The organism is Ruegeria sp. ABF4_144 (assembly GCF_056160045.1).
Window position 1 is genome coordinate 51,364 of record NZ_JBSWWK010000002.1, and the last position, 23,994, is coordinate 75,357.

20 protein-coding genes are annotated in these 23,994 nt (G+C 56.4%); 10 read left to right on the top strand and 10 right to left on the bottom strand.

The genetic code is table 11. The features are described from left to right. Positions 1–11: 11 nt before the first annotated feature. Entirely contained in the window at positions 12–905 is an 894-nt protein-coding gene (locus ACXAGD_RS18655) for an AraC family transcriptional regulator (protein WP_475212783.1), read from the top strand. 100 nt (positions 906–1,005) lie between these two features. On the opposite strand, the gene ACXAGD_RS18660 is transcribed toward ACXAGD_RS18655, so the two are convergent. Both ACXAGD_RS18660 and ACXAGD_RS18665 read right to left on the bottom strand, forming a co-directional pair. Then, entirely contained in the window at positions 1,006–1,395 is a 390-nt protein-coding gene (locus ACXAGD_RS18660) for an ectoine synthase (protein WP_475212785.1), read from the bottom strand. 17 nt (positions 1,396–1,412) lie between these two features. Next, positions 1,413–2,162, bottom strand: a complete 750-nt coding sequence (locus ACXAGD_RS18665; protein ID WP_475212788.1) for an SDR family oxidoreductase — start codon at positions 2,160–2,162, stop codon at positions 1,413–1,415. A gap of 118 nt (positions 2,163–2,280) precedes the next feature. Between ACXAGD_RS18665 and ACXAGD_RS18670 the strand changes: the two genes are divergently transcribed. Next, on the top strand, positions 2,281–3,159 hold the full coding sequence (locus ACXAGD_RS18670) for a LysR substrate-binding domain-containing protein (RefSeq protein ID WP_475212790.1): 879 nt from the start codon (positions 2,281–2,283) through the stop codon (positions 3,157–3,159). 386 nt (positions 3,160–3,545) lie between these two features. On the opposite strand, the gene ACXAGD_RS18675 is transcribed toward ACXAGD_RS18670, so the two are convergent. From ACXAGD_RS18675 to ACXAGD_RS18695, 5 genes are all read right to left on the bottom strand, one after another. Continuing rightward, positions 3,546–4,394 carry an enoyl-CoA hydratase/isomerase family protein gene (locus ACXAGD_RS18675; RefSeq protein ID WP_475212792.1) on the bottom strand — a complete coding sequence of 283 codons (849 nt, stop codon included), beginning with the start codon at positions 4,392–4,394 and terminating at the stop codon, positions 3,546–3,548. Positions 4,395–4,469: 75 nt separating this feature from the next. After that, positions 4,470–5,258: an SDR family NAD(P)-dependent oxidoreductase gene (locus ACXAGD_RS18680; protein ID WP_475212794.1), complete on the bottom strand. Its 789-nt coding sequence runs from the start codon at positions 5,256–5,258 to the stop codon at positions 4,470–4,472. Positions 5,259–5,270: 12 nt separating this feature from the next. Further along, positions 5,271–6,236 carry an LLM class oxidoreductase gene (locus ACXAGD_RS18685; protein WP_475212797.1) on the bottom strand — a complete coding sequence of 322 codons (966 nt, stop codon included), beginning with the start codon at positions 6,234–6,236 and terminating at the stop codon, positions 5,271–5,273. 13 nt (positions 6,237–6,249) lie between these two features. Then, the gene (locus ACXAGD_RS18690) at positions 6,250–7,026 is read right to left on the bottom strand and encodes a CmcJ/NvfI family oxidoreductase (RefSeq protein ID WP_475212799.1); all 777 of its coding nucleotides are present in this window, start codon (positions 7,024–7,026) and stop codon (positions 6,250–6,252) included. A gap of 54 nt (positions 7,027–7,080) precedes the next feature. After that, positions 7,081–7,776 carry an NAD(P)H-dependent oxidoreductase gene (locus ACXAGD_RS18695; protein WP_475212801.1) on the bottom strand — a complete coding sequence of 232 codons (696 nt, stop codon included), beginning with the start codon at positions 7,774–7,776 and terminating at the stop codon, positions 7,081–7,083. Positions 7,777–7,886: 110 nt separating this feature from the next. On the opposite strand from ACXAGD_RS18695, the gene ACXAGD_RS18700 reads away from it, so the two are divergent. Then, complete coding sequence (locus tag ACXAGD_RS18700) at positions 7,887–8,801, top strand: LysR family transcriptional regulator (protein WP_475212803.1); 915 nt, start codon at positions 7,887–7,889, stop codon at positions 8,799–8,801. 24 nt (positions 8,802–8,825) lie between these two features. Here the strand turns inward: ACXAGD_RS18700 and xylB are convergent, their stop codons facing one another. Then, the gene (xylB, locus tag ACXAGD_RS18705; protein WP_475212805.1) at positions 8,826–10,262 is read right to left on the bottom strand and encodes a xylulokinase; all 1,437 of its coding nucleotides are present in this window, start codon (positions 10,260–10,262) and stop codon (positions 8,826–8,828) included. Between the two features lie 107 nt (positions 10,263–10,369). Here xylB and ACXAGD_RS18710 point away from each other — a divergent pair, with 107 nt between their 5' ends. From ACXAGD_RS18710 to ACXAGD_RS18740, 7 genes are all read left to right on the top strand, one after another. Then, positions 10,370–11,395: a LacI family DNA-binding transcriptional regulator gene (locus ACXAGD_RS18710; protein ID WP_475212808.1), complete on the top strand. Its 1,026-nt coding sequence runs from the start codon at positions 10,370–10,372 to the stop codon at positions 11,393–11,395. 95 nt (positions 11,396–11,490) lie between these two features. Beyond that, positions 11,491–12,795 carry an ABC transporter substrate-binding protein gene (locus tag ACXAGD_RS18715; protein ID WP_475212810.1) on the top strand — a complete coding sequence of 435 codons (1,305 nt, stop codon included), beginning with the start codon at positions 11,491–11,493 and terminating at the stop codon, positions 12,793–12,795. 106 nt (positions 12,796–12,901) lie between these two features. Beyond that, a complete protein-coding gene (locus ACXAGD_RS18720) occupies positions 12,902–13,768 on the top strand; it encodes a carbohydrate ABC transporter permease (protein WP_170375757.1) in 867 nt (288 codons plus the stop codon). Between the two features lie 13 nt (positions 13,769–13,781). After that, the gene (locus tag ACXAGD_RS18725) at positions 13,782–14,612 is read left to right on the top strand and encodes a carbohydrate ABC transporter permease (RefSeq protein ID WP_170494452.1); all 831 of its coding nucleotides are present in this window, start codon (positions 13,782–13,784) and stop codon (positions 14,610–14,612) included. Between the two features lie 12 nt (positions 14,613–14,624). Beyond that, positions 14,625–15,629 (top strand): ABC transporter ATP-binding protein, encoded by a 1,005-nt coding sequence (locus ACXAGD_RS18730; protein WP_475212812.1) that lies wholly within the window; start codon positions 14,625–14,627, stop codon positions 15,627–15,629. After that, complete coding sequence (locus ACXAGD_RS18735; protein ID WP_475212814.1) at positions 15,626–16,399, top strand: L-iditol 2-dehydrogenase; 774 nt, start codon at positions 15,626–15,628, stop codon at positions 16,397–16,399. Before ACXAGD_RS18730 ends, ACXAGD_RS18735 begins: the two co-directional genes overlap by 4 nt. Then, positions 16,399–17,910, top strand: a complete 1,512-nt coding sequence (locus tag ACXAGD_RS18740; protein WP_475212816.1) for a mannitol dehydrogenase family protein — start codon at positions 16,399–16,401, stop codon at positions 17,908–17,910. Before ACXAGD_RS18735 ends, ACXAGD_RS18740 begins: the two co-directional genes overlap by 1 nt. 143 nt (positions 17,911–18,053) lie before the next feature. Here the strand turns inward: ACXAGD_RS18740 and ACXAGD_RS18745 are convergent, their stop codons facing one another. Then, positions 18,054–19,010: an isopenicillin N synthase family dioxygenase gene (locus tag ACXAGD_RS18745; protein ID WP_475212818.1), complete on the bottom strand. Its 957-nt coding sequence runs from the start codon at positions 19,008–19,010 to the stop codon at positions 18,054–18,056. 767 nt (positions 19,011–19,777) lie between these two features. Continuing rightward, a complete protein-coding gene (locus ACXAGD_RS18750; RefSeq protein WP_475212820.1) occupies positions 19,778–23,980 on the bottom strand; it encodes a DUF4082 domain-containing protein in 4,203 nt (1,400 codons plus the stop codon). Positions 23,981–23,994: the final 14 nt, after the last annotated feature.

The following is a 23,994-nucleotide window of genomic DNA, read 5'->3' on the forward strand; positions in this document are numbered from 1 at the left end:
AGGTCAGCCCTATGAGCAAAGATCAGATCAAGCAGCTTATCGCAGGCCGGACCGTCAATGACGGCCTTACAGAGACCGGCATCGATGGCGTGCGTCTGTTTCGGGCTACGCAAGCAATTCCGTGCGTTCCGGCGGTTTACGACCCTTGCGTCATAGCCATCGTGACCGGCGCAAAAGAAGCCGTTCTGGATGGGCGCAGGTATGTATACGACGACAGCCAATATCTGTGCTGCCCCATGTCGCTGCCGGTCAATGCTGGCACACCCTCTGCATCACCCGAAAACCCTCTCTATGGCGTTCTCATTTCGCTAAATCCGCGCGTTATGTCCCAACTGGCGATGGAAATGGAAAACGCCGGAGTAGCCCTCCCCAAGGTAGATCGCAAGTCGCGCGCCCAAGGGATCAAGCTTGCAGAGTGGGACTTTGATTTTACCGAGGCGTTGCTGCGTCTGCTGCATCTTGGGTTCAGTCAAACGGATGCGGCTGTTCTAGGGGAGGGACGATTGCGCGAATTCTACTATGCGATCCTGAAAGGCGAGGCTGGGATTTTTGCACGACAGGCCTTTGGCACAGGCAACGCTATCGCGCGGTCTATCGCGCATGTTGCGTCCCATTTGGACGCATCGATTTCGATCGACGATATGGCAACTCGAGCGGGGATGAGCCGCGCAGTGTTTCATCGCAAATTCAAGCAAGCCACAACGATGGCCCCGATCCAATTCGTAAAGTCGATGCGTCTGAACAACGCCGCAATGAAGATTGCCGGAGGGATGTCCGTTAACGAAGCGGCGATGGGTGTCGGCTATGTCAGCGCGTCACAGTTCAGCCGCGAATTCAAACGCATGTACGGACAGTCGCCCAAGCAATGGGGCGACGCCCAAAAGCTGCCGCCGGGGGTTGTTTGAAGTTGAGCGGAGCCTAGGCGCGCCGATCCGACATTGAAAACCAGTTCTCTGCCGCCGCAGCCCCACAAGCCCGGTTTGCGAAAAGAAATCGTCGCGGTTGTCAGGGGTCCGGTGGCGCATAGCTTCCGTCTTCACGGTGCGTCTCGCGCCCGCTGAGCGGTGGGTTGAAGACACAGACAAGCCGTAGATCGGTGTCTGTCGCGCGTACCAGATGCCGGTCATGCTGATCCAAAGCATAGCGGGTAAATGGCTTGAGGACATGCCATGTTTCTTCGTCAGACGCCCTGATCTGGCCCATGCCATCAATACAATAACACGCCTCTAGATGATGGGTGTATTCAAGTTCAAGCACGACACCTTTTTTAATGATCGTGTCCGTAAGCGAAAACCCCATGCCATCAGAGGCAAGCAATAGTCGTCTGCTTTCCCAGCCCGGACCAGAAACGTCCCGGTCTGTACCAAGGATATCTTCGAGTGCCGTAACAATCATCTTTCACTGCCTCGCTTCTATCGTACTGCGCGGTTCATCCCGCCGTCGGACAAAATGCTCTGACCGTTAATATACCGGGCCCCTTCGCTGGCGAGAAACACGCAGGCCTGTCCAATTTCCTCGAAGGTCGCAGGCCGCTGCGCCGGTATGGATCTGCGGGCCTCTTCAGACAAGTTGACGTTTTCGCAGAACCCGGGGAGCAGGTTGTTCATGCGAATATTGTGTCGGGCATAACGGTCTCCGTAAAGTTTGGAAAAACTGTGAAGAGCGCCACGCAGCATGCTCATGGGGTAGGGCGCGCGCGGCTCGATCGCGTTCATGGACGAGATGTTTACGAATGCCCCCCCGCCTTGTTCGATCAGTATGGGCGTGACGATACGGGCAATTTTGACGACGTTCAGCACATACATGTCCAGGCTTTCGTGCCAAAGCTCATCGCTGAGTTCCAAAAGCGGCCCGTCAAAGTCGGGATCGAAGCCGACTGTTTTGATGGCCTCTGGCACCGTTCCGCCATGTCCCATATTGCTGACGATTGCATCGATCCGTCCGTATTTGCTCAGGGTGTCGTCGACCATAGCCCGCAGATCATCAACATCCAGAACTGAGCCGCGTCGGCCGATGCCCCCAAGCTCCTCGGCCAGTTCGACCGAGCGATTGGAGGGGGACATAAGCGAGACCTTGTAGCCTGCTTTTGCCATTTCGATGGCACAGCCCCGGCCGATCCCTTGTCCTGCCCCTGTCATCAGTGCGACTTTGACCTCAGGCATGGCTTTTCCTTTCATTAGACGTGATGCGTGTGAGATTTGTTGGCCTGAGGTCAGTGTAAGCCTTTAGAATTGGCGGTTCCTATCGAGTTTGTGGAAGATAGATGTTAGGTTTTCTCACATGGCGGAAAACCTCAGACACCTTCGCGCCCTTCAGGCTTTTGATGAAACCGCAACCCAATCCAGCCTGACCAAGGCAGCGGATGCACTGAACGTAACCCACGGGGCGATCAGTCGACAAATCAAATTGCTAGAGCTGCACCTTGGTGTCACGCTCTTTCATCGCCGTCCTAATGGGGTCGAACTGACCAAGGCCGGAGAGCGCCTGTACCAATCAACACGAGGGGCGTTTTCGGCGCTGCAGTTGGGCGTCATGGATGTGAAGCGACTTCACCACCGCCAGTCGATCACAGTGTCGTTGTCCACATCGCTAGCGCTCAAGTGGCTTGTGCCGTTGCTAGGCTCGTTTCAGAAGGCACATCCCGGTATCGCTTTGTTGCTGGACACAAATGATGCCTTTGCTGATTTCGATACATCCGAGGTCGATGTCGCATTGAGATTTGGCAAACCGGGTTGGGATGGGCTCTATCACGAACAGATAAGACAAGAAGAACTGGTTGTTGTGGCGGCGCCGTCGCTGGTTGGGAAAACGCGACGGCCAATGCGCTCCGAGGAAGTGGTTGATCTTCCACTCTTGCACGATGCCTTCAACGTTGGATGGGGAAGCTGGGCTGAACAGACCGGGCTGAACGCTGATCAGATCAACGCGCAGAGCATCAAATACGTGGACAGTGCAGTTCTTCTGGAGGCCGCGATTGACGGACAGGGCGTAGCGTTGGCCAGACATCTGCTGGCGGAACGGGATTTGAAACTCGGTCGACTGATCCGCCTTGACGACAGCAGTGTTCCACTGGATCGCGGGCTCTTTTTCGTCTGCCGCCGCGGCGATCAGGAGCGTATAACAGTCAGGATTTTCAAGAAATGGCTCCTGTCTATTTGAGGTCTTGTAGAGACCAAGTTTCGTGAAAGCAGGGTTGTTTTGAGGGTGTGCGTTCTACTCTGGCCGGAGCTGTATTCGGCGGCGAAGCAGAAGCTGTTGGTTGCGCAGATACTAATCGCTTTAGGGGTTGCACCAAGAGCGCAGCCGCAGTCCGGGAGGATGTTTTGAAAAATGCATCGCGCTGCCTGCGGAAAAAGCATCTTTGCGTCCAAAGCCGCGTTGAATTTTGAAGGAAGCAGGTCGTTTCCTTTGAAGAGATGCGTCGGCTAATCTTCTGTTGTGAACAAGGCAAGGAAAGACGCGCGCCTCTGATCGATCCTCTGTGATTGGGTAAAATGGCCGGTCACCCGAACTATTGAGTAACCGGTCAAGTACTCCAGTCGTGGTCAGTTGGTGATGTCCTGCACTTTCATGACAAGCTCATTCCAATTACGCTGGTTTTCGACATCGTGCTGCAATCCCTTTTCGTCGGCGATCGTGAATCGTTTGACCGCAGGTGTTTTACTGGTCGCCTGATAGAGCCAGTAGGCCTCAGCCTTCAGCGCATCGGCGATGGGCCTATCGATGGACTCGTATACCATTTGCTTGCAGGCGTTGATCGATTCAGCCGGGAATTGCGCGATGCGTTTCGCCAGCGCATCAACGTAGGGGCCGATCTCATCCGGTTCCAGGGCTTTGTTGATCGTCCCCATGCGTTCAGCATCGTCTGCATCATAGTCCTGAGCGCTAAGGATGATTTCAAGCGCGCGGCCAAGGCCTGTTTGGCGAGCCATCCGTGACGCACCACCACCACATGGCAGAATGCCCATGCCAACTTCCATCTGCATGAACTTGAATTTCCCTCTCGCGGCAAAGCGCATATCCAAGGCAAGCGCCAGTTCATGTCCGCCGCCACGTGCAAACCCTTCAAGTTTGGCGATGGTCGCCTGAGGGACTTTGCTGAGGCGCTCGCAGACAGATTGCAGGTCCAGCAACTGGGCTTCTTCTCGCGAAACGGCCTCGATCGACATGTCCTTAAGAAGTTCTGTGTCGTAGTGACAAACCCAAATTTCCGGGTTTGCCGACTGGAAAATCACAACCTTGGTGTCGCGATCCCGTTCCAGCCGCATCGCAAGGCTGTTGAGATCGGCCAACATCTCTTGGCCCTGAACGTTGACTGTGCCGAAATCGAAGGTCACTGTGGCGATCGCGTTTTCGACCTGAACGTCGAAGGTCTGGAAGTTTTCATATTTCATTGGACGGTCCTTTCTTGGCCCTCGGCAACGTGTGCACGAGGGGTGGGTGAAGACGATTGGGATAGGGTGCGTGGTTTAGTCTCGTTGGCGGGTTATGGCCCGAATTGCGCTCATAACTTCTTTTGCGTGCCCGGCGTTCAGGGCGGCAGGATGCGGATCGGCAAACGCTCTACTGTCATTGTCAAAATAGCGTCCGGACGCAGTTGAGAACTGATCACCCAATGCCGCGTCAATCAGGATGTCTGCGCCGATGTTGAGATCGTTGCCCGCAACCCCGAAGCCATCCTTTACCATTTTTGAGGCAAGCAGCGAACCCGGGTTTATGGCAATCAATGTCGGCCCGGCGGCCAGCTCCTTCGCCCACTCACGGGTCCAGATGGTGATTGCCAGCTTGCTTTGAGCATATGCCTCCATATCAGATAGGCGTTTTTCGCCCTGCATCGCGCCTATATCCACCGGAGACTGGGCAGCAGACGATAGGTTCACGACACGGCCCGAATTGGGCATGATTGGCAACAACAGCTCGGTCAGCAGGTAGGGAGAAAACGTGTTGACGACAAAGCGGATGTCCAACCCGTTTTCGAGCACCGTTTGTGGAGCCTTCAGAACACCCGCGTTGTTGATCAATACATCCAGTGAATTGTGTTTTGCACGGACGTCGGCGGCAAGCGACACCACCGATGACATGTCCGAGAGATCGGCGCTGTATGTTTCGGCCTCGCCTCCGACGGTTTCAAGGGCGGCCTCTAGCTTTGACGGGTTGCGCCCGTGTAGAAGGACCCGATGGCCGTCAGCCGCGAGCTTTTTGGCCGTAAGAAGCCCGATACCGTCGGTTGCCCCCGTGACGAGAATGGTCTTGGTCATGTGGTTATCCTTCTATGAAAAGTCGGGCAGAACATCGTCTGCCAAACATTTGAGCGTTGTCTCGATAGAGTTTTGGTTAAATCTCAGGTTCAAGGCGACATGGTTGATGCCCAATGTCTCAATCTCGCGCAGGTATCGGCGCAGGGCGTTCGCACCGGATTGAAAACCCAGATGAATCGGGCGCGCCGGGGCATGAGGCTCGTCAAGCAGATCGACATAGAGCGACTGCATCACGGGTTTGTCCGGTTGCCCCATCTTTACCAGGCGGCCACGATAGTCTGACACGACACGCGCCTGCGATGCCGCATCCCTCGGGTAGGTCATCCAGCCGTCTCCGTTTTGTGCGACCCAATCCGGGGTCTGTTGACTGCCCCCCGTGATCAACAGGGGCAAGCGTGTGCCCGCGGGTTTCGGCAAAAGGTCAATATTGCCGGAGAGATTACCCTGCCTGCTTTGGTGTTTGGGGTAAGATGTCCCGGCCGCGCGGATATAATCGACACTGTCGCGAAAGCGCTCGCCGCGATCCGGATAGGTGTGGTTCAGGGCAGGGTATTCTTCAGGTCGATCTCCGGATGCGATCCCCAGTATCAAGCGCCCGTCCGACAAGACATCCGCCGATGCTGCGGCTTTGGCAACATGCGCCGGATGACGCAGCGGCAGAACGATGCTCGCCGTTCCAAGCGCTATGCGGTCCGTAACGGTCGCCAGAGCACCCAGATAGACAAAGGGGTCAAAGATCTGTCCGGGATCGCCAAAGCTGGGCACGTTGAAAGGCACATCCCGCAGCCAAAGCGCAGAAAAATCCAACCGATCAGCCATTTGAGCCGCGTCAAGATGGGCCTGCAGTGTTGGTTCAGCGCCAACCGCGTAGGCTTCCAACGGCAGCACCAGCCCGATGCTCAACCGGTTGGGACGAAACACCTGATTGAATGCTTTGTTGATCGGGGCAAATTTCGAGTTCTGGCTTTTGTCCAGCATGATGAATCCTCGCTCAATAACGCACCAAAGTACGGCTCTCGATGCTTTTGCGTGGTGTGGTGATGGTGGGGTCTTCGACCATATCTAGCGCGCTATGCGCGACCGAGGGCCGGCCCTGATTGTCATGGATGTTGAAAATCGCGACCTCGTCGGGCGTCATTTTGGACTGGTAAAGCCATTCGTGGTTTTCACTTCCCACAAGTCCCATGATCTGGCCTTTGCGGTCCGGGTAGATCAGGTCGAGTAATATCCAGTCTTCCGGGTCAATGGTTGAAGAGCGCACAAATCCCAGGGGCGCGCTGTTGATCGAATGCTCGACGGGGCGCCATACATTGACAAAGGCGTAGTGACCTTCGCCCCATTCCTCGGCCTGCTCTGGCCCAAGCAGGTCAATCAGACGTTGTCTGGCACCGTCCTTGCTATAGTCGCTGTGAACATTGCGCGCGGGCTTGCGTGTGGCGTCGGACGCATCCACCCGCACGGTATGATCAAAGATCACGATTTCTCGGGCTGCTAGCTTGTCCTTCAAAAGCCGCGTGAGCTCTTCATCATAAGTTTTCTGCCAACCGTCACCTGAAAAGGCCGTTACGGCGCTGGGGGCGAAGCCAAATTCAACGCCGTCTTCGGCAAAGCGCAAAGGTCGCACCGACCCACGCATGTCGGTAAGTGGCACTTTGGTGGGTGCCAGTTCGGGCGAAATCAGATTGCCTGCAATACCGCCGGCATCCAGCTCGAATGCTTGCCGCTGGGGCTTATGGACATGGTAATTTACGATACCAGTTCTTTGCATCAGATTTCTCCATGTTTGTACGGATCGAGTGGCCTTTGCGTTTTTCGGGGGGCTTTAGAACCAGCTCACAGTATCGGCCATTGGCCGACGGGTTTTGGGAAACTGTGGATCGCTGGCGCGGTGTCCAAACGCGAACATGACCGCAGGCCTCCATTTGGTTGTGTCCACACCGAAATGCTCGGACAGTGCTTGTGTGGTCAGGTCCATGTCGAACCCTTCCATCGGGCAGGAGTCGATCCCCATCAGGGCGGCCGCCGTCATCATGTTGGCAAGCACAATGTAGGCTTGTTTGCCGGACCAATCGGTAATCTCACGCTCGGATGTGACGCGGTGATCGGTCGACTGGAACTTGCCGTACGCGCCATTGAACAGTTCAATGACATCGTCAGGCAGTTGCTTCACCGAGCGATAGTGATCCTGCAGATAGTCCGACCCTGCGGTCATAGTTTCCGAGGTGCTGGCGAGGATGATGCCGAAATGGCTCGCGGTGCCCAATTGACCCGTGCTTCCGTTCATCACTCCGTTCGCGCCCCAGGAAAACTCACGAAAGTGCTCGCGCATTTCGGGTGACTGGATGACCAGAACTTTGAACGGCTCGTGCCCGAATGAGGTCGGAGACAGGCGCCCTGATTCAAGAATGGTTTCGAATTCGGAATCGCTGATCTTTTTGTCGGGGTCAAAGACCTTGGTTGCGTGCCGAAAATTGAACGCTTCGAGGATCTGTGACTGGATATTGGGGCGAACGGACATTTTTGGCTCCATCTGGTGTGTCTTTCGTTGATCCTGAAATAACACTTGCGGAAACTGATAAAACTGGGGAAAACGGGTTTCAGTTTTCGTGTTTTACTTATAATCTAGCTATGGATACCAAAGCCCTCCGTCTTTTCGTGCTTGCTGCGGACAAGCTGAACATCTCGGCCGCGGGGCGTGAACTGGGGTTGGTTCCGGCTGTTTCCAGTGCACGTCTTGCCAAGCTGGAGCATCAGCTGGGCGTTGAGCTTCTACATCGCTCGACACGCAAGGTTTCCTTATCGGTGGAGGGCGCTGAATTCCTGCCCTATGCGCGTGAGATCCTGGCGCAGGAAGAAGCCGCCTTGGCCGCCTTGGGGCAAGGTGCGACGCAAGCCACTGGCACACTGCGTTTCACCGCACCCAGTACGTTTGCCCAGCTATACATCGCGCCAATTCTAGCGAAGTTCCAGGCTCAACAGCCAGGTGTCATGCTGGATTTGCGGCTTTCGGACACTCAGTTCGACCTGATCGAAGGCAGTTATGATCTTGCACTGCGGAATGCGCCTTTGGTTGATACCAGCCTCAAGGGTCGAAAGCTGGCGGATGACAGGCGTATCTTATGCGCGGCGCCTCACTATCTGGACGAGCATGGCGTGCCCGCAACCCCTGACGATCTGGGCAATCATAAACTCATCGCTTTTCGCCACATCCGGGCGCGGGCACTGAAGTCTGCGCATGGCGATGCCGCGACATTCGATCCGGGCAAAACAAAATGCCCGCTGGTCATGGATGATGGGCTTAGCCAAAAGCTCGCCACTGTTGCAGGCGCTGGTATCTCGATGAACTCGTTGTGGAGCGTTCAGGAAGAGCTTGCATCGGGAAAACTGCGGCACGTCCTTCCAGACTATGAAGCCGCGGAAGAGAACGTCTTGTGGCTAATCTATCCAAAGTCAAACGTGCTGTCGCCCAAGGTGCGTGTGTTCATGGACTTTCTGATCGCAGAAATCGCAACGAACCCGCCGTGGGAAAAACCTGTGATGTAACTTCCATTCGCAGCGCCGAGTCGTTTATTCGACTGCACTGACGGCAGCGTAGAGCTTACGAAACCGCGTCAAACGTTCAGACAGTGACCCCATATGAGCGGGTTCGAACCTGTCCGTTGTTGGCGGTTGAATTGCAAGATCAGCCCGGCCCAACGCACCGTCACCAAAAGCTGCCAGCCGGGCCGCGCCAAACGCCGGGCCGGAATCTGCCCCGGCTGAACGCACAATCGGCTTCCCGGTCACCGTCGCGATCAGACTTAACAGCAAATCTGATTGGCTGCCCCCTCCGATTGCGGCCAGTTCTGGCAAGCCGTCTATTGTGTCACCGAAGCTTTGCGCTGCATCGGCAAAGCAAAAAGCAATCGCTTCGATCACAGAACGGCAGATGTCTGCGCGCGTTGTCGAATCCTCAAGGCCAAAGAAACAGGCCCGGATATGCGGGTCACCGAGGGGGCTGCGTTCACCTGTCAGATAGGGCAGGAAAATCGGCGCACGATCACCGCTGACCGTTCCGGCAAGCGCAACAACTTCGGCGGCGGACAGCCCCAATTGACCACCTATCCAAGAAATCGGCCTTGCACCGTTCAGCATCGCCGCCATTTGATACCAGCGGTCAGGCAGCGTGTGCGCAAAGGCATGCACATAGCGTTCCGGGTTTGGTTTGTATTCGCGATCCGCCACGAACAACTGTCCGGACGTGCCCAATGAGATGAAACCGCGACCCGGTTCGGTCGCGCCCAAGGATACTGCCCCGGTTGCCGCGTCTCCTCCTCCGGCGACGACGGGCGCGCCGGGTTCCAAACCGGTTTCAGTTGCCGCCTGTGCCGTCACAGTGCCAACAACTGTGTGGCCGTCGAACACCTGCGGTAACCAGTTGGGATCTACATCAGTGGCTGCGGCGACACCCGTATGCCAAGTGCGCGACGCCTGATCCAGCCACAGTGTTCCCGCGGCGTCGGACGTATCGGTTGCCAACGCGCCATGAAGGCGCAAGCCGATAAAGTCTTTTGGCAGCAGGATATGGGTTAGCCGGGCGTAGTGCTCGGGTTCATGTTGTTTCAGCCACGCAACTTTGGGTGCGGTAAATCCCGGTAGGGGCAGGACACCTGAGATGTGACCAATCTGCGGCATGGCTGCGCGTAGATCATCGCATTCACGTGTTGCTCTGCTGTCATTCCACAGGATGGCCGGGCGGATTGGCCACAGGTCGCGGTCTAATAAAACCGCCCCATGCATCTGGCCCGACAGCCCGATAGCCTTCACCTCTGACAACGTGACATGCCCGGCAAGTTGGTTCAGCGCGTCACGCGTCGCCTTCCACCAAAGGTCCGGGTGCTGTTCTGACCAGCCGAGCTGCGGCGAGGTCGTCTTGATCCCGGCCGAAGACGTCGCAACAATTCGATCGGTGTCCGCGCAGACAAGTTTAACCGCTGACGTTCCGATATCGATCCCGAGATACATTCAAACCCCTTGCCGGGCGTGTGCCTGGCTATTGATTTTTAGCGCGCGCAAAGAATATGTAAAAGTATGATAAGTTCAAGGCGGCGCAGATCCGCAGGCAGACTGGCATGACCAAGATAAAGAATATGGAAGAGTTCGCGGCCCTCAGCGGTATCTCGCGGCCCACTGTGTCCAAATACTTCCACGACCCCGACAGCGTTCGCGCGACGACCAGAGCCCGAATTGAAGAGGCGCTGGAACGGTTCGACTACCGTCCAAATATCTATGCTGTGAACCAGAACCGGAAGCTGACCAAGAACGTAGGTATTGTCGTGCCCTATCTGGCCGATCCCTTCTTTGCCGAAATCGCGCGCTATCTGGAGCAAAGCTGTATCGCGGCGGGTTATCGCCCATCTCTGTTTAGCTCTCATGGTGAACAAAAGCTGGAAAACGAAATTCTGGACGGCTTGCAAGCCATGAAGCCTGCTGGGGTCCTGTTGGCCCCTTTGGGTCGGATTTCTGACCGTTCAGCGATTGAGAGGTTCTGCGCCAACGTCCCGACTGTCCTGTTTGACAGCAATCTTGATGGTCTGGGGGCTGCTTTCATCGGATCGGACAATTTCAGCTTTGTGTCGCAGACCGTGGAGTACATGACCCGGACGGGTGAACCGCCATCGTTTTTTGAAATGCGCACACCTGCGAACCCGAATGCTAACAAACGAAGGAAGGCCTATGTCGACGTAATGGAGCGCCTCGGGTTCGAGCCCCATATCATCAAAGTCGACGGCGAAGGATGGGCGTTTGAAGAGATTGGGCACCGAGGAGCGCTCAAGGTTTTGGAAGAGCGTGGCCTGCGAACAGACTCGGTTTTGTGCAGCAATGACCGGCTTGCGATAGGCTTTCTTGCAGCCTGCTACGAGCAGGGGATTCGCGTTGGGCGCAAGGAAGGTTGTACGCTGCGCGTGGCCTCAAATGACGATCATCCATTCGCAAAGTTTACCTGCCCGTCTCTGACAACAGCTGCGCATGACTATGACAACGTGGCCGGGCGAAGCGTCGAAACCTTGTTCGAACTCATTGAAAGTGGAGGGAAATTTGAAACTCGGACCGAGATTCTTTTCCCTGCAAGGCTCGTTTTAAGGGCCTCTGCCTAGATTTCTATTTTTAACGCGCGTAAAGTTTTTATTGACGGCGCGACAATTTACGATCTACGCTCCCTGCACGACATCCAAGCTCAGGGAGGACAGGGATGTATCTGAAGCAAGCACTTCGCGCGGCGACTGCGTTGACTTTCGTCGCCACAGCAGCAGCCCACGCGCAAACCATCACAATCGCCACCGTGAACAACGGCGACATGATCCGGATGCAGGGCTATACCGACAATTTCACCGAAGCGACCGGCATCGATGTCGAGTGGGTGACGCTGGAAGAAAATGTGCTGCGTCAGCGCGTGACCACGGACATCACCACCAAGGGCGGCCAGTTCGATATCATGACCATTGGCATGTACGAAACGCCGATTTGGGGAGCGAACGGCTGGTTGGTCCCGCTGGATGGCATGTCAGCGGAATATGATGTGGGCGACATTCTTCCGGCGATGGCTGGTGGTCTGAGCAACGACGGCACGCTTTATGCGGCACCGTTCTATGGCGAAAGCTCGATGATCATGTACCGCACCGACCTGATGGAAAAGGCTGGTCTGGAAATGCCGGAAGGGCCGACTTGGCAATTCATTCGCGAAGCGGCTGCGGCAATGACCGACCGTGACAATGACATCAATGGTATCTGTCTGCGCGGCAAGGCTGGATGGGGTGAGGGCGGTGCCTTTATTACCGTGACAGCGAATTCGTTCGGTGCTCGTTGGTTCGACGAAGACTGGAAACCCCAGTTTGATCAACCCGAGTGGAAAGAGGCGCTGACCTTCTTCGTCGATATGATGAACGAGTCCGGCCCGGCGGGTTATGCCACAAACGGCTTCAACGAAAACCTTTCTCTGTTCCAGCAGGGCAAGTGTGGCATGTGGATCGACGCAACGGTTGCCGCGTCCTTCGTGACCAACCCCGACGATTCAACGGTTGCTGACAAGGTCGGCTTTGCGCTGGCGCCAAACGCTGAAGGTGTCGACAAACGCGCGAATTGGTTGTGGGCCTGGGCTCTGGCAATCCCTGCGGGGACACAGCAGGAAGACGCTGCCAAGCAATTCATCGAATGGGCAACCTCGAAAGACTATATCCAATTGGTAGCCGAGAACGAGGGCTGGGCAAACGTGCCGCCGGGTGCGCGGACCTCGCTGTATGAGAATGACAACTACAAGGATATCCCGTTTGCCAAGATGACGTTGGAGTCAATTCTCTTGGCTGATCCGCAAAACTGCTGTGCGCAACCAACGCCGTACACGGGTATTCAGTTCGTCGCGATCCCCGAGTTCGCCGGCATCGCCACTCAGGTAAGCCAGGAATTCTCGGCAGTTTATGCCGGGCAGCAAACAGTCGATGAAGCGCTTGCCAAAGCACAAGCCTTCACCGCCGAAGAGATGGAAGCCGCAGGGTACTGAGGTCTCCTCCCTCGTGGGGGACAGGCGACTGTCCCCCGCTCTTAACTTCCACAATCGATGTTTTTCCCGCAGGCTAAGGCACGCCTGAACAGAGAGGGTTTGCGTCATGGCAACTCAACATTCCCGATCCGTCGCGCGCCTGATGATGGCACCCGCAGTGGTCCTTCTACTTGGTTGGATGCTCGTGCCGCTGACGATGACGCTGTATTTTTCCTTCAAGAAATACCTGCCGCTGCGTGGCGGCGACCTGGGCTGGGTTGGGTTCGACAACTACGTTCGGTTTGTTTCCTCCAGTTCCTTCTGGCCTGCGGTGCAAGCCACCCTAGTGATCGTCGGAGGCGTTCTAGTCATAACGGTCATCCTTGGCATCCTTCTGGCGATGCTTCTGGACCAACCGATGTGGGGGCAGGGCGTTGTCCGCATTCTTGTCATCGCGCCCTTCTTTGTCATGCCCACCGTATCCGCGCTGGTCTGGAAGAACATGTTCATGGACCCGGTGAATGGACTGCTGGCGCATCTGTGGCGCTTTTTCGGGGCCGAGCCGATCTCCTGGTTGTCCGAGGCATCGATGACTTCGATCATCATGATCGTCTCATGGCAGTGGCTGCCCTTTGCGACATTGATCCTGCTAACCGCGATCCAGTCGTTGGACAGTGAACAGTTGGAAGCGGCTGAAATGGATGGGGCGCCAGTGCTGAAACGCTTCTATCACATCATCCTGCCGCATCTGAGCCGCGCGATCACCATTGTGATCCTGATCCAAACAATCTTCCTATTGTCGATCTTTGCCGAAATCTTCGTAACCACCGGCGGTGCGTTCGGCACCCGCACACTCACCTACCTGATCTTCCAGCGCGTACTCGAAAGCCAAAACGTTGGCCTTGGATCGGCCGGAGGTGTCTACGCCATCATCCTTGCCAATATCGTTGCGATCTTCCTGATGCGCATCGTCGGCAAAAACCTGGACGCGTGAGGAGGAAACACACATGGCCCGCGCCGTCACACCCCGCCGTAAATCGCTGAACACCGCCCTAGCCTGGGCCGTTGGATTGCTGATCTTTTTCCCAATCCTTTGGACGATCCTGACCAGCTTCAAGACCGAGGCACAGGCCATCGCCAGCCCGCCGCTGTTTCTGAACTTCAACTGGACGCTGGAGAACTACGCCATCGTGCAGGAGCGCTCCGACTACATGCGGTTTCTTTGGAACTCAGTCATCATCGCGGGTGGATCAACCATTCTGGGCGTGATCATCGCAGTGCCCGCCGCTTGGGCGATGGCCTTTGTGCCGTCCAAACGGACCAAAGACATCCTGCTGTGGATGCTGTCCACCAAGATGTTGCCTGCAGTTGGCGTGCTGTACCCGATCTACCTGCTGTTTATCCGTCTGGGTCTGCTGGACACGCGCGGAGGGCTGGTCGTTGTTCTGATGCTGATCAACCTGCCAATCATCGTCTGGATGCTCTACACCTATTTCCGCGAAATTCCGGGTGAAATTCTGGAAGCGGCGCGGATGGACGGGGCAACGCTGAAAGAGGAAATCCTCTATGTTCTGACCCCCATGGCCATTCCCGGCATCGCCTCGACCGTTCTATTGAACTTCATCCTTGCCTGGAATGAGGCGTTCTGGACCCTCAACCTGACCGCCGTCGATGCGGCCCCTCTGACTGCCTTCATCGCCAGCTATTCCAGCCCAGAGGGCCTGTTCTTTGCCAAGCTCAGCGCGGCCTCGACCATGGCAATCGCACCAATCCTGATCCTTGGCTGGTTCAGCCAGAAACAACTTGTCCGCGGCCTGACCTTCGGCGCTGTGAAATAAGGAACACGACACATGGGACATATTCAACTCAAGTCCGTGACCAAAAGCTTCGGCGACGTACAGGTCATTCCACCACTGGACCTGACCATTGAAGATGGCGAGTTCACCGTCTTCGTCGGCCCCTCGGGCTGCGGTAAGTCTACGCTGCTGCGTCTGATCGCGGGTTTGGAGGACATCACCTCGGGCTCCATCGACATCGACGGTGCCGAGGCGACCGATGTGCCGCCGGCAAAACGTGGGTTGGCGATGGTGTTCCAGTCGTACGCGTTGTACCCGCATATGACCGTGCGCAAGAACATTGCCTTTCCTCTGCGTATGGCCAAGCTGGATCAGGCCGAGATCGACAAGCGCGTCGAAGGTGCAGCGAGTGTTTTGAACCTGACCGACTACCTGGACCGCCGCCCCGGTCAGTTGTCTGGTGGTCAGCGCCAGCGCGTCGCCATTGGACGCGCGATTGTTCGCGAACCCGCCGCGTTCCTGTTTGATGAACCGCTGTCGAACCTCGATGCAGCGTTGCGCGTAGGCATGCGGCTGGAGATCAGCGAATTGCATGAACGCCTTGCGACCACGATGATCTACGTGACGCACGACCAGGTCGAAGCGATGACCATGGCCGACAAGATCGTCGTTCTGCAGGCTGGTGTGATTGAGCAGGTCGGTAGCCCTCTGGAACTCTACCGTACGCCACGTAATCTGTTTGTTGCGGGGTTCATCGGCTCGCCCAAGATGAACTTTATCGAGGGCGCAGAGGCGAAGAAATACGGTGCCCACACCATCGGTATTCGCCCGGAACATATCGCAGTGTCCGAAACCGAGGGTGAATGGTCAGGGGTTGTCAGCGTCTCGGAACACCTCGGGTCTGACACGTTTTTTCATATTCATGAGACCGGCCTAGCTGAAACAATCACCGTCCGTGCGGATGGCGAGGTTGGCTTCCGCCACGGGGACCGCATCCACCTGACGCCGCGTGCAGATGTGATCCACCGGTTTGACGCGCAGGGGCTGCGGATCGAATGACACGCCTGGCCGGCAAAACCGCCCTGATCACCGGGGCCGCGCGGGGCATAGGGCTGACCTTTGCCAGGGCTTATGTGGCCGAAGGCGCGCGTGTTGTGATTGCCGACATTGACGGCGCCCGTGCACAAGAAGCAGCAACTGAGATCGGCGAGACCGCATTGGCCGTCGAGATGGATGTGACCAGCCAAAACAGCATAGACGACGCTGTCGCGCATACGGCCGCACATTTCGGCGCGATCGACATTCTGATAAACAACGCAGCTATCTTCACGGCAGCTCCGATCGTTGAGATTGAGCGCGCCGACTACAACCGCGTGTTTGACATCAATGTCGCAGGCGCATTGTTCACGATGCAGGCGGTCGCGCGCCACATGATCAAACACGGTACCAAAGGTCGGATCATTAACATGGCTTCGCAGGCCGGGCGACGGGGTGAACCTCTGGTTGCTGTCTATTGCGCCAGCAAGGCGGCGATCATTTCCCTGACCCAATCGGCAGGGCTGAACCTGATTTCTCATGGGATCAACGTGAACGCAATTGCTCCGGGTGTTGTGGATGGCGAGCACTGGGATGGTGTAGATGCGTTCTTTGCAAAACACGAAGGTAAACCGCCCGGCCAAAAGAAACGCGAAGTGGCTGCGGCCGTCCCGTACGGCCGGATGGGACGCGCCGAAGATCTGACGGGGATGGCGGTATTTCTCGCTTCGGACGAGGCCAAGTACATCGTCGCGCAAACCTACAATGTCGATGGCGGAAACTGGATGAGCTGATGAACCCTGTGGCAAACGCAAACTCTCCGATGCAACTGCGGTTAGACGGCCTTGCAGACCTGCCAGCGTCTGTCAGGACCCCGGTTTACGCCCGTTCGGACCTGACGCCGGGAATTGTCCATATCGGGCTTGGTAATTTTCACCGCGCGCATCAGGCTTGGTACACTCACCAATTGATGCAGCAGGGACAGGCCCGCGACTGGGCAATTATCGGGGCTGGTGTGCGAAGCTATGACGTCGAGATGCGCGATCGGCTACTGACGCAGGATTGCCTGACGACGCTGATTGAGCTGGACCCGAAAGGGATGTCTGCCGAGGTGATCGGTCCAATGATCGACTACCTGCCGATTGAGGACGGCAACGCCGCCTTGATCCGCAAGATGACCGACCCGTGCATCCGGATCGTGTCCCTGACAGTAACCGAGGGTGGCTACTTTCTGGATGCCAACACGGGCGCCTTCGACGCAGATCACGAAGACATTCGCCACGATGCAGCGAACCCGAACCAACCGCGTACGGTCTTCGGTGCAATTGTTTCGGCGCTCAGGCAACGGCGTGCAGACAGCCTCAAACCCTTTACCGCATTGAGCTGTGATAATCTTCAGGGTAACGGGGCGATCCTGCGGAACTGCGTCGTTGGTTTGGCGCGCCTGTCCGACCCTGATCTGGCCGATTGGATCGACCGGAACGGTGCGTTCCCAAACTCGATGGTGGACTGCATCGTGCCTGCGACGACGGACAAATTGATATCGCAATGCCGCGCGCTTGGCGTTGACGACCGTGCACCAGTCTCGCACGAGAACTTTCGCCAGTGGGTGATCGAGGATGCCTTTTGCGCCGGGCGCCCGCCGCTTGAACAGGTTGGCGTGACATTGACCCACGATGTTCACAGCTATGAGACGATGAAGCTGCGCATATTGAACGGTGGCCACCAACTGCTTGCAAATGTCGGAGAGGTTCTGAACGTCCCGACGATCTCGGACTGTATGCAGGATCCGGATCTCGTGGCGTTCTTTGGGAAAGTTCAGGCTAAGGAAATCCTGCCTCATGTCGAAGCTGTCCCCGGAACTACCGCGAAAGAGTATCTTGGGTTGGTCGAGACGCGATTTGCAAACACTGCGATTCACGACACGACGCGCCGGGTCGCGTTTGACGGATCGGCACGGCATCCGGGGTTCCTGCTGCCGTCGTTGCGCGACGCGCTTGTGTCTGGCTCTTCCGTAAACGGGCTTGCTTTGGCTGAGGCCTTTTGGTGCCGGATGTGTGCGGGCGTGCGCGAAGATGGCTCTGAAATTGCTCCTAACGACCCCCAATGGGACACCTTACAAAGGGCCGCGTTGGCGTCCAAAGATGACCCGGAAAACTGGCTCAATCAGCGCCAATACTATGGCGACATTGGCAGCGATGCGGATTTTTCCAAAGCTTTTGCCCGGTGGTTGACGGCGATCTGGCAGAGGGGCAGCCGGGCTGCCCTAGAAGAATATGTCGGCGACCGTTCAACGGCTTACTGAATTCGCCGAGGCGTGACATCCGATTTTTTAGACCTCAAGGAAGCGGGTTAGTGGAAAACTAGGAACGACTGCGCCTAACCAGATGGAAAACGGCGATAGGTAAACGTTCGAAAACGAATTCCTACCGCGTGCGAAGGTTGATTTTAGCTCTCTGCGTCGTCGGCCTGATGCGCATCGTAACCGGCTTCCAACTCTCCCCTCAAGAACTCACCAAAGTTCAACGCATCAAACCTTGGGGCCCCTGTCCCCGGAATCGGGGCGATGTCGGTAGAGACATGTGGATCAAAGAAGAACGGAACGGAATAGCGCTCTCGGCCGGTTGCATTGATCACCCGATGGGGTGTGGACAAGAGCTTCCCGTTGGTAAGGCGATGCAGCATGTCGCCGACATTCACCACGAAAGCGTCCTCTTTCGGCGGCGCATCCACCCAATGACCAGCCGGGGTCTGAACTTGCAGCCCGCCAACATTGTCCTGCGCCAGCAATGTCAAAAACCCAAAATCCTTGTGCGGCGCAGATCCATACAAGTCTTCCGGCGCTTGCGGGGACTGTGGCGGGTAGTGAAGCAGGCGCAACCATATCGTGGGCTTTTCAAATGCAGCGAGGATTGAGCGATCCTCGGTACCAATAGCGTCCAGTGTTAACCCCAAAAGTTTGTTGCCCAGTTCGGTCATCGCCTGAACATAAGCCTCACACGCTTCCCGAAACCCTTCCAAGTCCGGCCACTGGTTTGGCCCCGTTAGATAGACATCAGGGTCAACCTCTGCGTCCTCGCGCATCATCATGAAGGACGCAGATTGGTTGGGCTTCGTCACCTCGGCCAGATCGGAGTTCACGTCCGTGGATGTATTAATAGCGATATAGCCGCGGTGGCACTTATCTAGTGTGATTGCCTGCTTTGCGGCCTCGGGAAGCGCATGAAACTTCTTCGAAGCGGCAAACACTGCTGCTCGTAAAGCCGGATCCACGCCGTGGTTTATGATATAGCCAAACCCGGTCTTGCTGTAGGCTTCAAAGAATTTCAAAGCAAGATCGGATGTGTCATCGCCATTGATCAGTGGTGCCAGATCAAGCACCGGAATTTCAGTAAATTCGGCCATCTAAGGTCTCCAGGAAAAGCTTTGCAAAGTGGATCACGAACCAAAGGTCGCTATCCGGCAAAACGCTTTCGACGATGAGCGCTGTGACGCTCTAGGATGACAAGATGAGAGAATTCTGACATGTACGGCACGCTATGGGGAGTGTCAGAGGCAATCAAGCGCTAAAATCCATCTTGCATGCGCTACCCTTTGAAAGGCCCTCGTAGTGCAGCGAGACGGACCCTAACGTCTGGTACGCTTAGTGAATCTCTGAAATCTCACGACCAAACGCACTGCCCTGATTTTCTTGAAAAATCGCGTGCCGGCTTTGTTTCCTGAAGTGTTGCGCACGGCCATTTTTTTGTTCCGGACTTCATCGAGGGCCTCGTTCGCCTACCAGCCCGGACAGTTTCAGACGTTGGAAATACCGATACCGGATCGGCCGGGCGGCGTGGTGCAGCGAACTCACCCAATCTCGTCCTCACCTTCGCAGCTGTGATGCATCGCCATCGTGGCCAATGCACAACTGAACAATATCGGCCTGCAACGGATGCTGGATATCCTGCAGGTTGGCGTGCAGTTGAGGGGGGTCGGCAATGCAGGATTTCGGAAGACGATATCGAGGCAGGCTGCATTCCGGTCTGCTGCTCCATGCTAATCTGCAAGATTTAAGTGGAGGTCTGACGAACAAGGGAAGCGCAGGCCATGCGCTTCCCCTTCTGATTTCAAATTTTCAATCTTCGTCTTCGGCCACAACTGCTTCGCCGATGAGGCAAGGCGAGCCTTAGTTAGAAGATGAACTCGTCCCCTTGTGTGGCAGCAGAAGTATCGACGATCACGTCGACCCAATAATTGGAGGCGTTGTAGCTTTGCGTTGGGAACTGATCGACTGCGCCCGCAGCATATACACCATTGCTGGTTTGGCCGCTGTCGGCGGGGGCGGTCAGCTGCCCGTCCGGCCCGGTCCAATCGCTTCCGAAGAAGCTTCCGCTAAAGGCATAGTTCTGGGTCGTGCCATAGGAGACAACATAGGACGAGCCCGCCTCCAAATCGATCGGTGTCGAAAGAGTGCCGACCTGCCACCCGCTTTCACCGGGATCGGACTGCACCGTGACGCTGGCCAGTTTGGTGCCATCTTCCGCCCACAGGTTCAGCACGCGTATGTCAGTATCATCTGCGTCAGCGGCACCGCGGTAGTAGCGCAGACCGGTGACCTGTCCGTCAGAGGCAATTGTGAATTCCACCCCGAGTTCATAGTCGGTCGGGTCGAAAGTCACGATCTGATCTGGCGTGTCGCCCGGCCCAAACAGGGTTGAGACCTGTGGGCCACTTTCGTCCACATCCGCTACGGTGACCGTTGCCACTTGCTCAACCGCCGGGTTGAACGCATCCGCGACCGAGACGATCACGTCATAAATATTGTCGCCATTGCTATCCCCGGGGTTTTCGAAATCGGGGGGCGATGCAAAGGTCAACGCTCCGGTGTTCGGGTCGATATTGAACGCACTTGCGTCTGCCCCTCCGGCGATTGCAAACACAAATGTGTCGCCGTCCGGATCAGTGGCGGCAAGGGAGGCAACCTGAGTTTGGTTCTCGTTCACCTGAAAATCGAAGTCTGTCAGTGTGAAGGTCGGCGCGCCATTGGGGCCGACCGATCCGGCCTCGAAGTCCACGTCTACCCAATAGTTGCTGGAGAGGTACGAGTTCTGTGGGAACACTCCTGTTGAACCGGCACTGTACAGCCCGTTGCTTTCGCCGGCTGAGTTCGCTGGTGCAACAAGAAGGCCATCGTCGCTGGTCGCGGCGCTGGTGAAATAGTTCTGAGACACCGCGTAGTTCTGAGTTGTGCCGTAGGACACCACGAACTGATCGCCATCTGCCGCGTTTACTGGTGTCGACAGATCGACGGTCTGCCACCCAATTTCACCCGGCGCGGATGTAACCGTTGCAGATGCCAGCAGAAGACCAGTATCACTCCAAAGGTTCAGCGTTCGGACATCCGTGTCCGACGCATCCTCGGCGCCACGGTAGTAGCGTAGTGCTGTGATGATGCCGTCGCTATTGGTTTCAAACCGCATGCCCAGCTCATAATCTGTAGGATCGTTGGTTGCGATAAGGTCCGGCGTGTCCGTTGCACCAAAGACATTCGTCGGTTCTTCCCCGGGCCCTCCCTCGGGCTCAACATCGTTTACGGTGACCGTGATCGACTGCTGCGTCACAGGGGCAATGCCGTCCGAAGCTCCGACAACCAGATCATACTGATTATCGGCCCCGGCGTCGGCTGGGGTTTCAAAATCAGGCGGTGCGACAAAGCTTAGCGCACCAGTGTTCGGATTGATCGAGAACAGGGACGCATCCGCGCCGCCTTCAATCGAATAGGTGAGCTGATCTGCGTTGGCATCAGTTGCCTGCACAAGCCCAACAGCAATGGTGTTTTCATTCAGGCTATAGGACACGCCTGATACGATAACCGGTGCCTCATTAACGCTGGGGGCAGGTGCGAAGGTTACATCCACCCAGTAGAATGTGTCCTGAAAACTGTTGGTGGGCAGGACCGGAGAACCACTATAAGCATACACGCCTGCGGCATCCGGAGCGCTTAGTACTCCGAAAGGTTCAGTGAATTCGCCACCGAAGAATGAGTTGGTCGCAGCGTAGTTGTCCGTCGTTTCGTACGAGACCACATATTGCTGACCCGCGAGGATGCTGACAGGAACATTGAGCGCGACTGTTTGCCAACCGCTCTCTCCGGGCGCGGACACAAATTGAGCGCTCGCAAGCAGTGTTCCTGAAGAATCCCACAAATACGCATTGCGGACATCTGTATCATCAGCATCCGCTGCGTCCCGGTAGTATTTCAATTCTGTCACCTGACCGGCGACGCTTGAGCTGAAATTCGTACCCAGATGTAGCGGTTGTGCGTCCGAAGCGAGCACTCCGTCATAGGAGGTGAATGGTTCGAACAGGCTGACCGTCTCGGGGATCACAGCTTCTGTGACTTCAAGAATCTGCGGCGGAAGCGACGCAAGATCGGGCAGGTTCAGGCTGTCATCAATGGCCCGCACGACAATGTCGTAATTGCCCTCCACTGCAGGTGTCCAACTGTAAGACCAATTGGTTGTCCCGTTTACCGGGCTCCAGGTTTGGCCGCCATCGAACGAGATTTCCACAAGGGCGACCACACCATCTTCGGTGCCGGCGTCTCCGTCGTCATCGGTTGCGGTACCCGTGATGATCACAGTTTGAAGGGCCGAAACGGAGTCCGGCAGATCGTCCATTGTGGCGGTGGCGTCCGTTTGGTCAGCGGAGGCAATTGCCCTAATTAACCCCTGAGAGGCAAGGATGGTGTCTGAAACACCGGGTTGAATACCCATGTCCGCGAACATGTTCACGGTGAACTGCTGAAGGTCGACATTTTCAATGTCGGCACCATAGGGTTCGCTGTCGTGTTCGTTGCTCAGCGCCCAAGTCCAGAATACCGTGCCTGCACTGAACACAAGCGCACCACTGTCGGCCCGATACATGGTCAGGTTGTGGGTCGCCGTGCCCGGCGCTGTCGTGTTGCCTTGGTCGATAACAATCCTGTCCCACGGAATTGTCGTTTCTGATAGTTTGATTAATCCGGCCGGGCGGTTTTCGTCATCCGGGGCTGTGTTCCACTCGTACCCCAAAATGCCTTCGGAGACGTCCAACGCACCGCCATCCGCGTAGGATGTGTCACGCCACACACGCAGGGGTGCGAATTCTTCCGGTATATCCAGCGCACCGCCAAAAGTGCCGGTCGCGTCAGGGCCAAAGAGGGTGCCAATGAGCGAGTTTTCGGCGCAGTGGCACATCGGAACACCGCCGCTTACGGTCTCATCGCCGGTGCCGACACCTGCTTCTGGGTTGCCCAAAAAGCGTACGTCGCGCCATGTGCCGGTCCAAATGTCAGAGGGGTCAAGATTGTAGTAATCGTCCGGACCCGCATTCGGATCGGCCACCGCCCAAGTTTCCTTGTAGCAGACCAGAGTTCTGTATTCGACACCATCGACGATGCTGGTTTCCCACCGCGTCTTCCAATACATGTCATTGCCGCCCCAGAACAGCAGGTTCACACCTGCGTCCCGCGCTTCCTCGACATTGGCACGCTGGTCGCCTGACCAGTATTCGTCGTGACCGACCGAGATGTATGCGTCGTATTTCTTTAGGTAATCCGGACCCAACCGGTCCGTGTCCATGCCAGAGATATAAGCGACGTCATAGCCATTCTGTTCAAGCCACGAGATCGCCGCGTAGTCCGCACCAAAAAGATAGTCCTGTGCTCCAGCCGCTGGTCCGCCCTGTCCGCCTTCAATGCCACGCGTGATCAGAGGCCGGTTGTAGCTCACAGCATAAGCGCGATCCTGAGCAAAGTTGCCAGCGCCTGGGATGTCCGGGTGATCAATTGTACCGCTTGCGTCCCCATAGAAGTTGGCGCCAACCTCGCCGTTATTGCCGAACCATCCGTTATAGGCATGCCATGTCGTGTCGGAGGTCTGCAGAACGATATCCGCATCCCGATCGTCATCCCGAATGATGAAAGGAATTTGGTTTGCGGCGCCTTCAATAGGGTCACCATTTTCATCCAGACGCTGCACCCGTGCCAGATATACACCGGAAACAGCATCCTCGGGCGTATCCCAGCTGTCGGTGACGCTCCAATTACCCGCATCCACCAAACCGCGCGCAGCGTCATAATCCGGATCCGGTTGCACGACCGCATCGGTGTTGGTCCATTCGGCAACTTTACGAGCGCCATTGCCGTCGTAGTAGCCAAGCCGGAAAATCTCGACCACGTAGTCACTACCTGCATCGCCGTTTACGTTGATCTTGAAGTCAATCTGCCCACCGGCATCAACGCTGATATCAGTGGCAAACCCTTCGATCTGGGTTGAATGTGGGACATCCCAGTAGGACTTGGGTGCTACGCCATCTGTTCTGGCATTTTCCTGAACTATCGCATTGGTCATCTTTAAATCTCCTT

Coding starts and splice junctions, on each gene's coding strand:
- ACXAGD_RS18730 (WP_475212812.1), top strand. CDS start 14,625: ATGGGACATATTCAACTCAAGTCCGTGACCAAAAGCTTCGGCGACGTA.
- ACXAGD_RS18725 (WP_170494452.1), top strand. CDS start 13,782: ATGGCCCGCGCCGTCACACCCCGCCGTAAATCGCTGAACACCGCCCTA.
- ACXAGD_RS18750 (WP_475212820.1), bottom strand. CDS start 23,980: ATGACCAATGCGATAGTTCAGGAAAATGCCAGAACAGATGGCGTAGCA.
- ACXAGD_RS18660 (WP_475212785.1), bottom strand. CDS start 1,395: ATGATTGTTACGGCACTCGAAGATATCCTTGGTACAGACCGGGACGTT.
- ACXAGD_RS18695 (WP_475212801.1), bottom strand. CDS start 7,776: ATGTCCGTTCGCCCCAATATCCAGTCACAGATCCTCGAAGCGTTCAAT.
- ACXAGD_RS18720 (WP_170375757.1), top strand. CDS start 12,902: ATGGCAACTCAACATTCCCGATCCGTCGCGCGCCTGATGATGGCACCC.
- ACXAGD_RS18735 (WP_475212814.1), top strand. CDS start 15,626: ATGACACGCCTGGCCGGCAAAACCGCCCTGATCACCGGGGCCGCGCGG.
- ACXAGD_RS18675 (WP_475212792.1), bottom strand. CDS start 4,394: ATGAAATATGAAAACTTCCAGACCTTCGACGTTCAGGTCGAAAACGCG.
- ACXAGD_RS18715 (WP_475212810.1), top strand. CDS start 11,491: ATGTATCTGAAGCAAGCACTTCGCGCGGCGACTGCGTTGACTTTCGTC.
- ACXAGD_RS18745 (WP_475212818.1), bottom strand. CDS start 19,010: ATGGCCGAATTTACTGAAATTCCGGTGCTTGATCTGGCACCACTGATC.
- xylB (WP_475212805.1), bottom strand. CDS start 10,262: ATGTATCTCGGGATCGATATCGGAACGTCAGCGGTTAAACTTGTCTGC.
- ACXAGD_RS18655 (WP_475212783.1), top strand. CDS start 12: ATGAGCAAAGATCAGATCAAGCAGCTTATCGCAGGCCGGACCGTCAAT.
- ACXAGD_RS18690 (WP_475212799.1), bottom strand. CDS start 7,026: ATGCAAAGAACTGGTATCGTAAATTACCATGTCCATAAGCCCCAGCGG.
- ACXAGD_RS18665 (WP_475212788.1), bottom strand. CDS start 2,162: ATGCCTGAGGTCAAAGTCGCACTGATGACAGGGGCAGGACAAGGGATC.
- ACXAGD_RS18685 (WP_475212797.1), bottom strand. CDS start 6,236: ATGCTGGACAAAAGCCAGAACTCGAAATTTGCCCCGATCAACAAAGCA.
- ACXAGD_RS18710 (WP_475212808.1), top strand. CDS start 10,370: ATGACCAAGATAAAGAATATGGAAGAGTTCGCGGCCCTCAGCGGTATC.
- ACXAGD_RS18670 (WP_475212790.1), top strand. CDS start 2,281: ATGGCGGAAAACCTCAGACACCTTCGCGCCCTTCAGGCTTTTGATGAA.
- ACXAGD_RS18740 (WP_475212816.1), top strand. CDS start 16,399: ATGAACCCTGTGGCAAACGCAAACTCTCCGATGCAACTGCGGTTAGAC.
- ACXAGD_RS18700 (WP_475212803.1), top strand. CDS start 7,887: ATGGATACCAAAGCCCTCCGTCTTTTCGTGCTTGCTGCGGACAAGCTG.
- ACXAGD_RS18680 (WP_475212794.1), bottom strand. CDS start 5,258: ATGACCAAGACCATTCTCGTCACGGGGGCAACCGACGGTATCGGGCTT.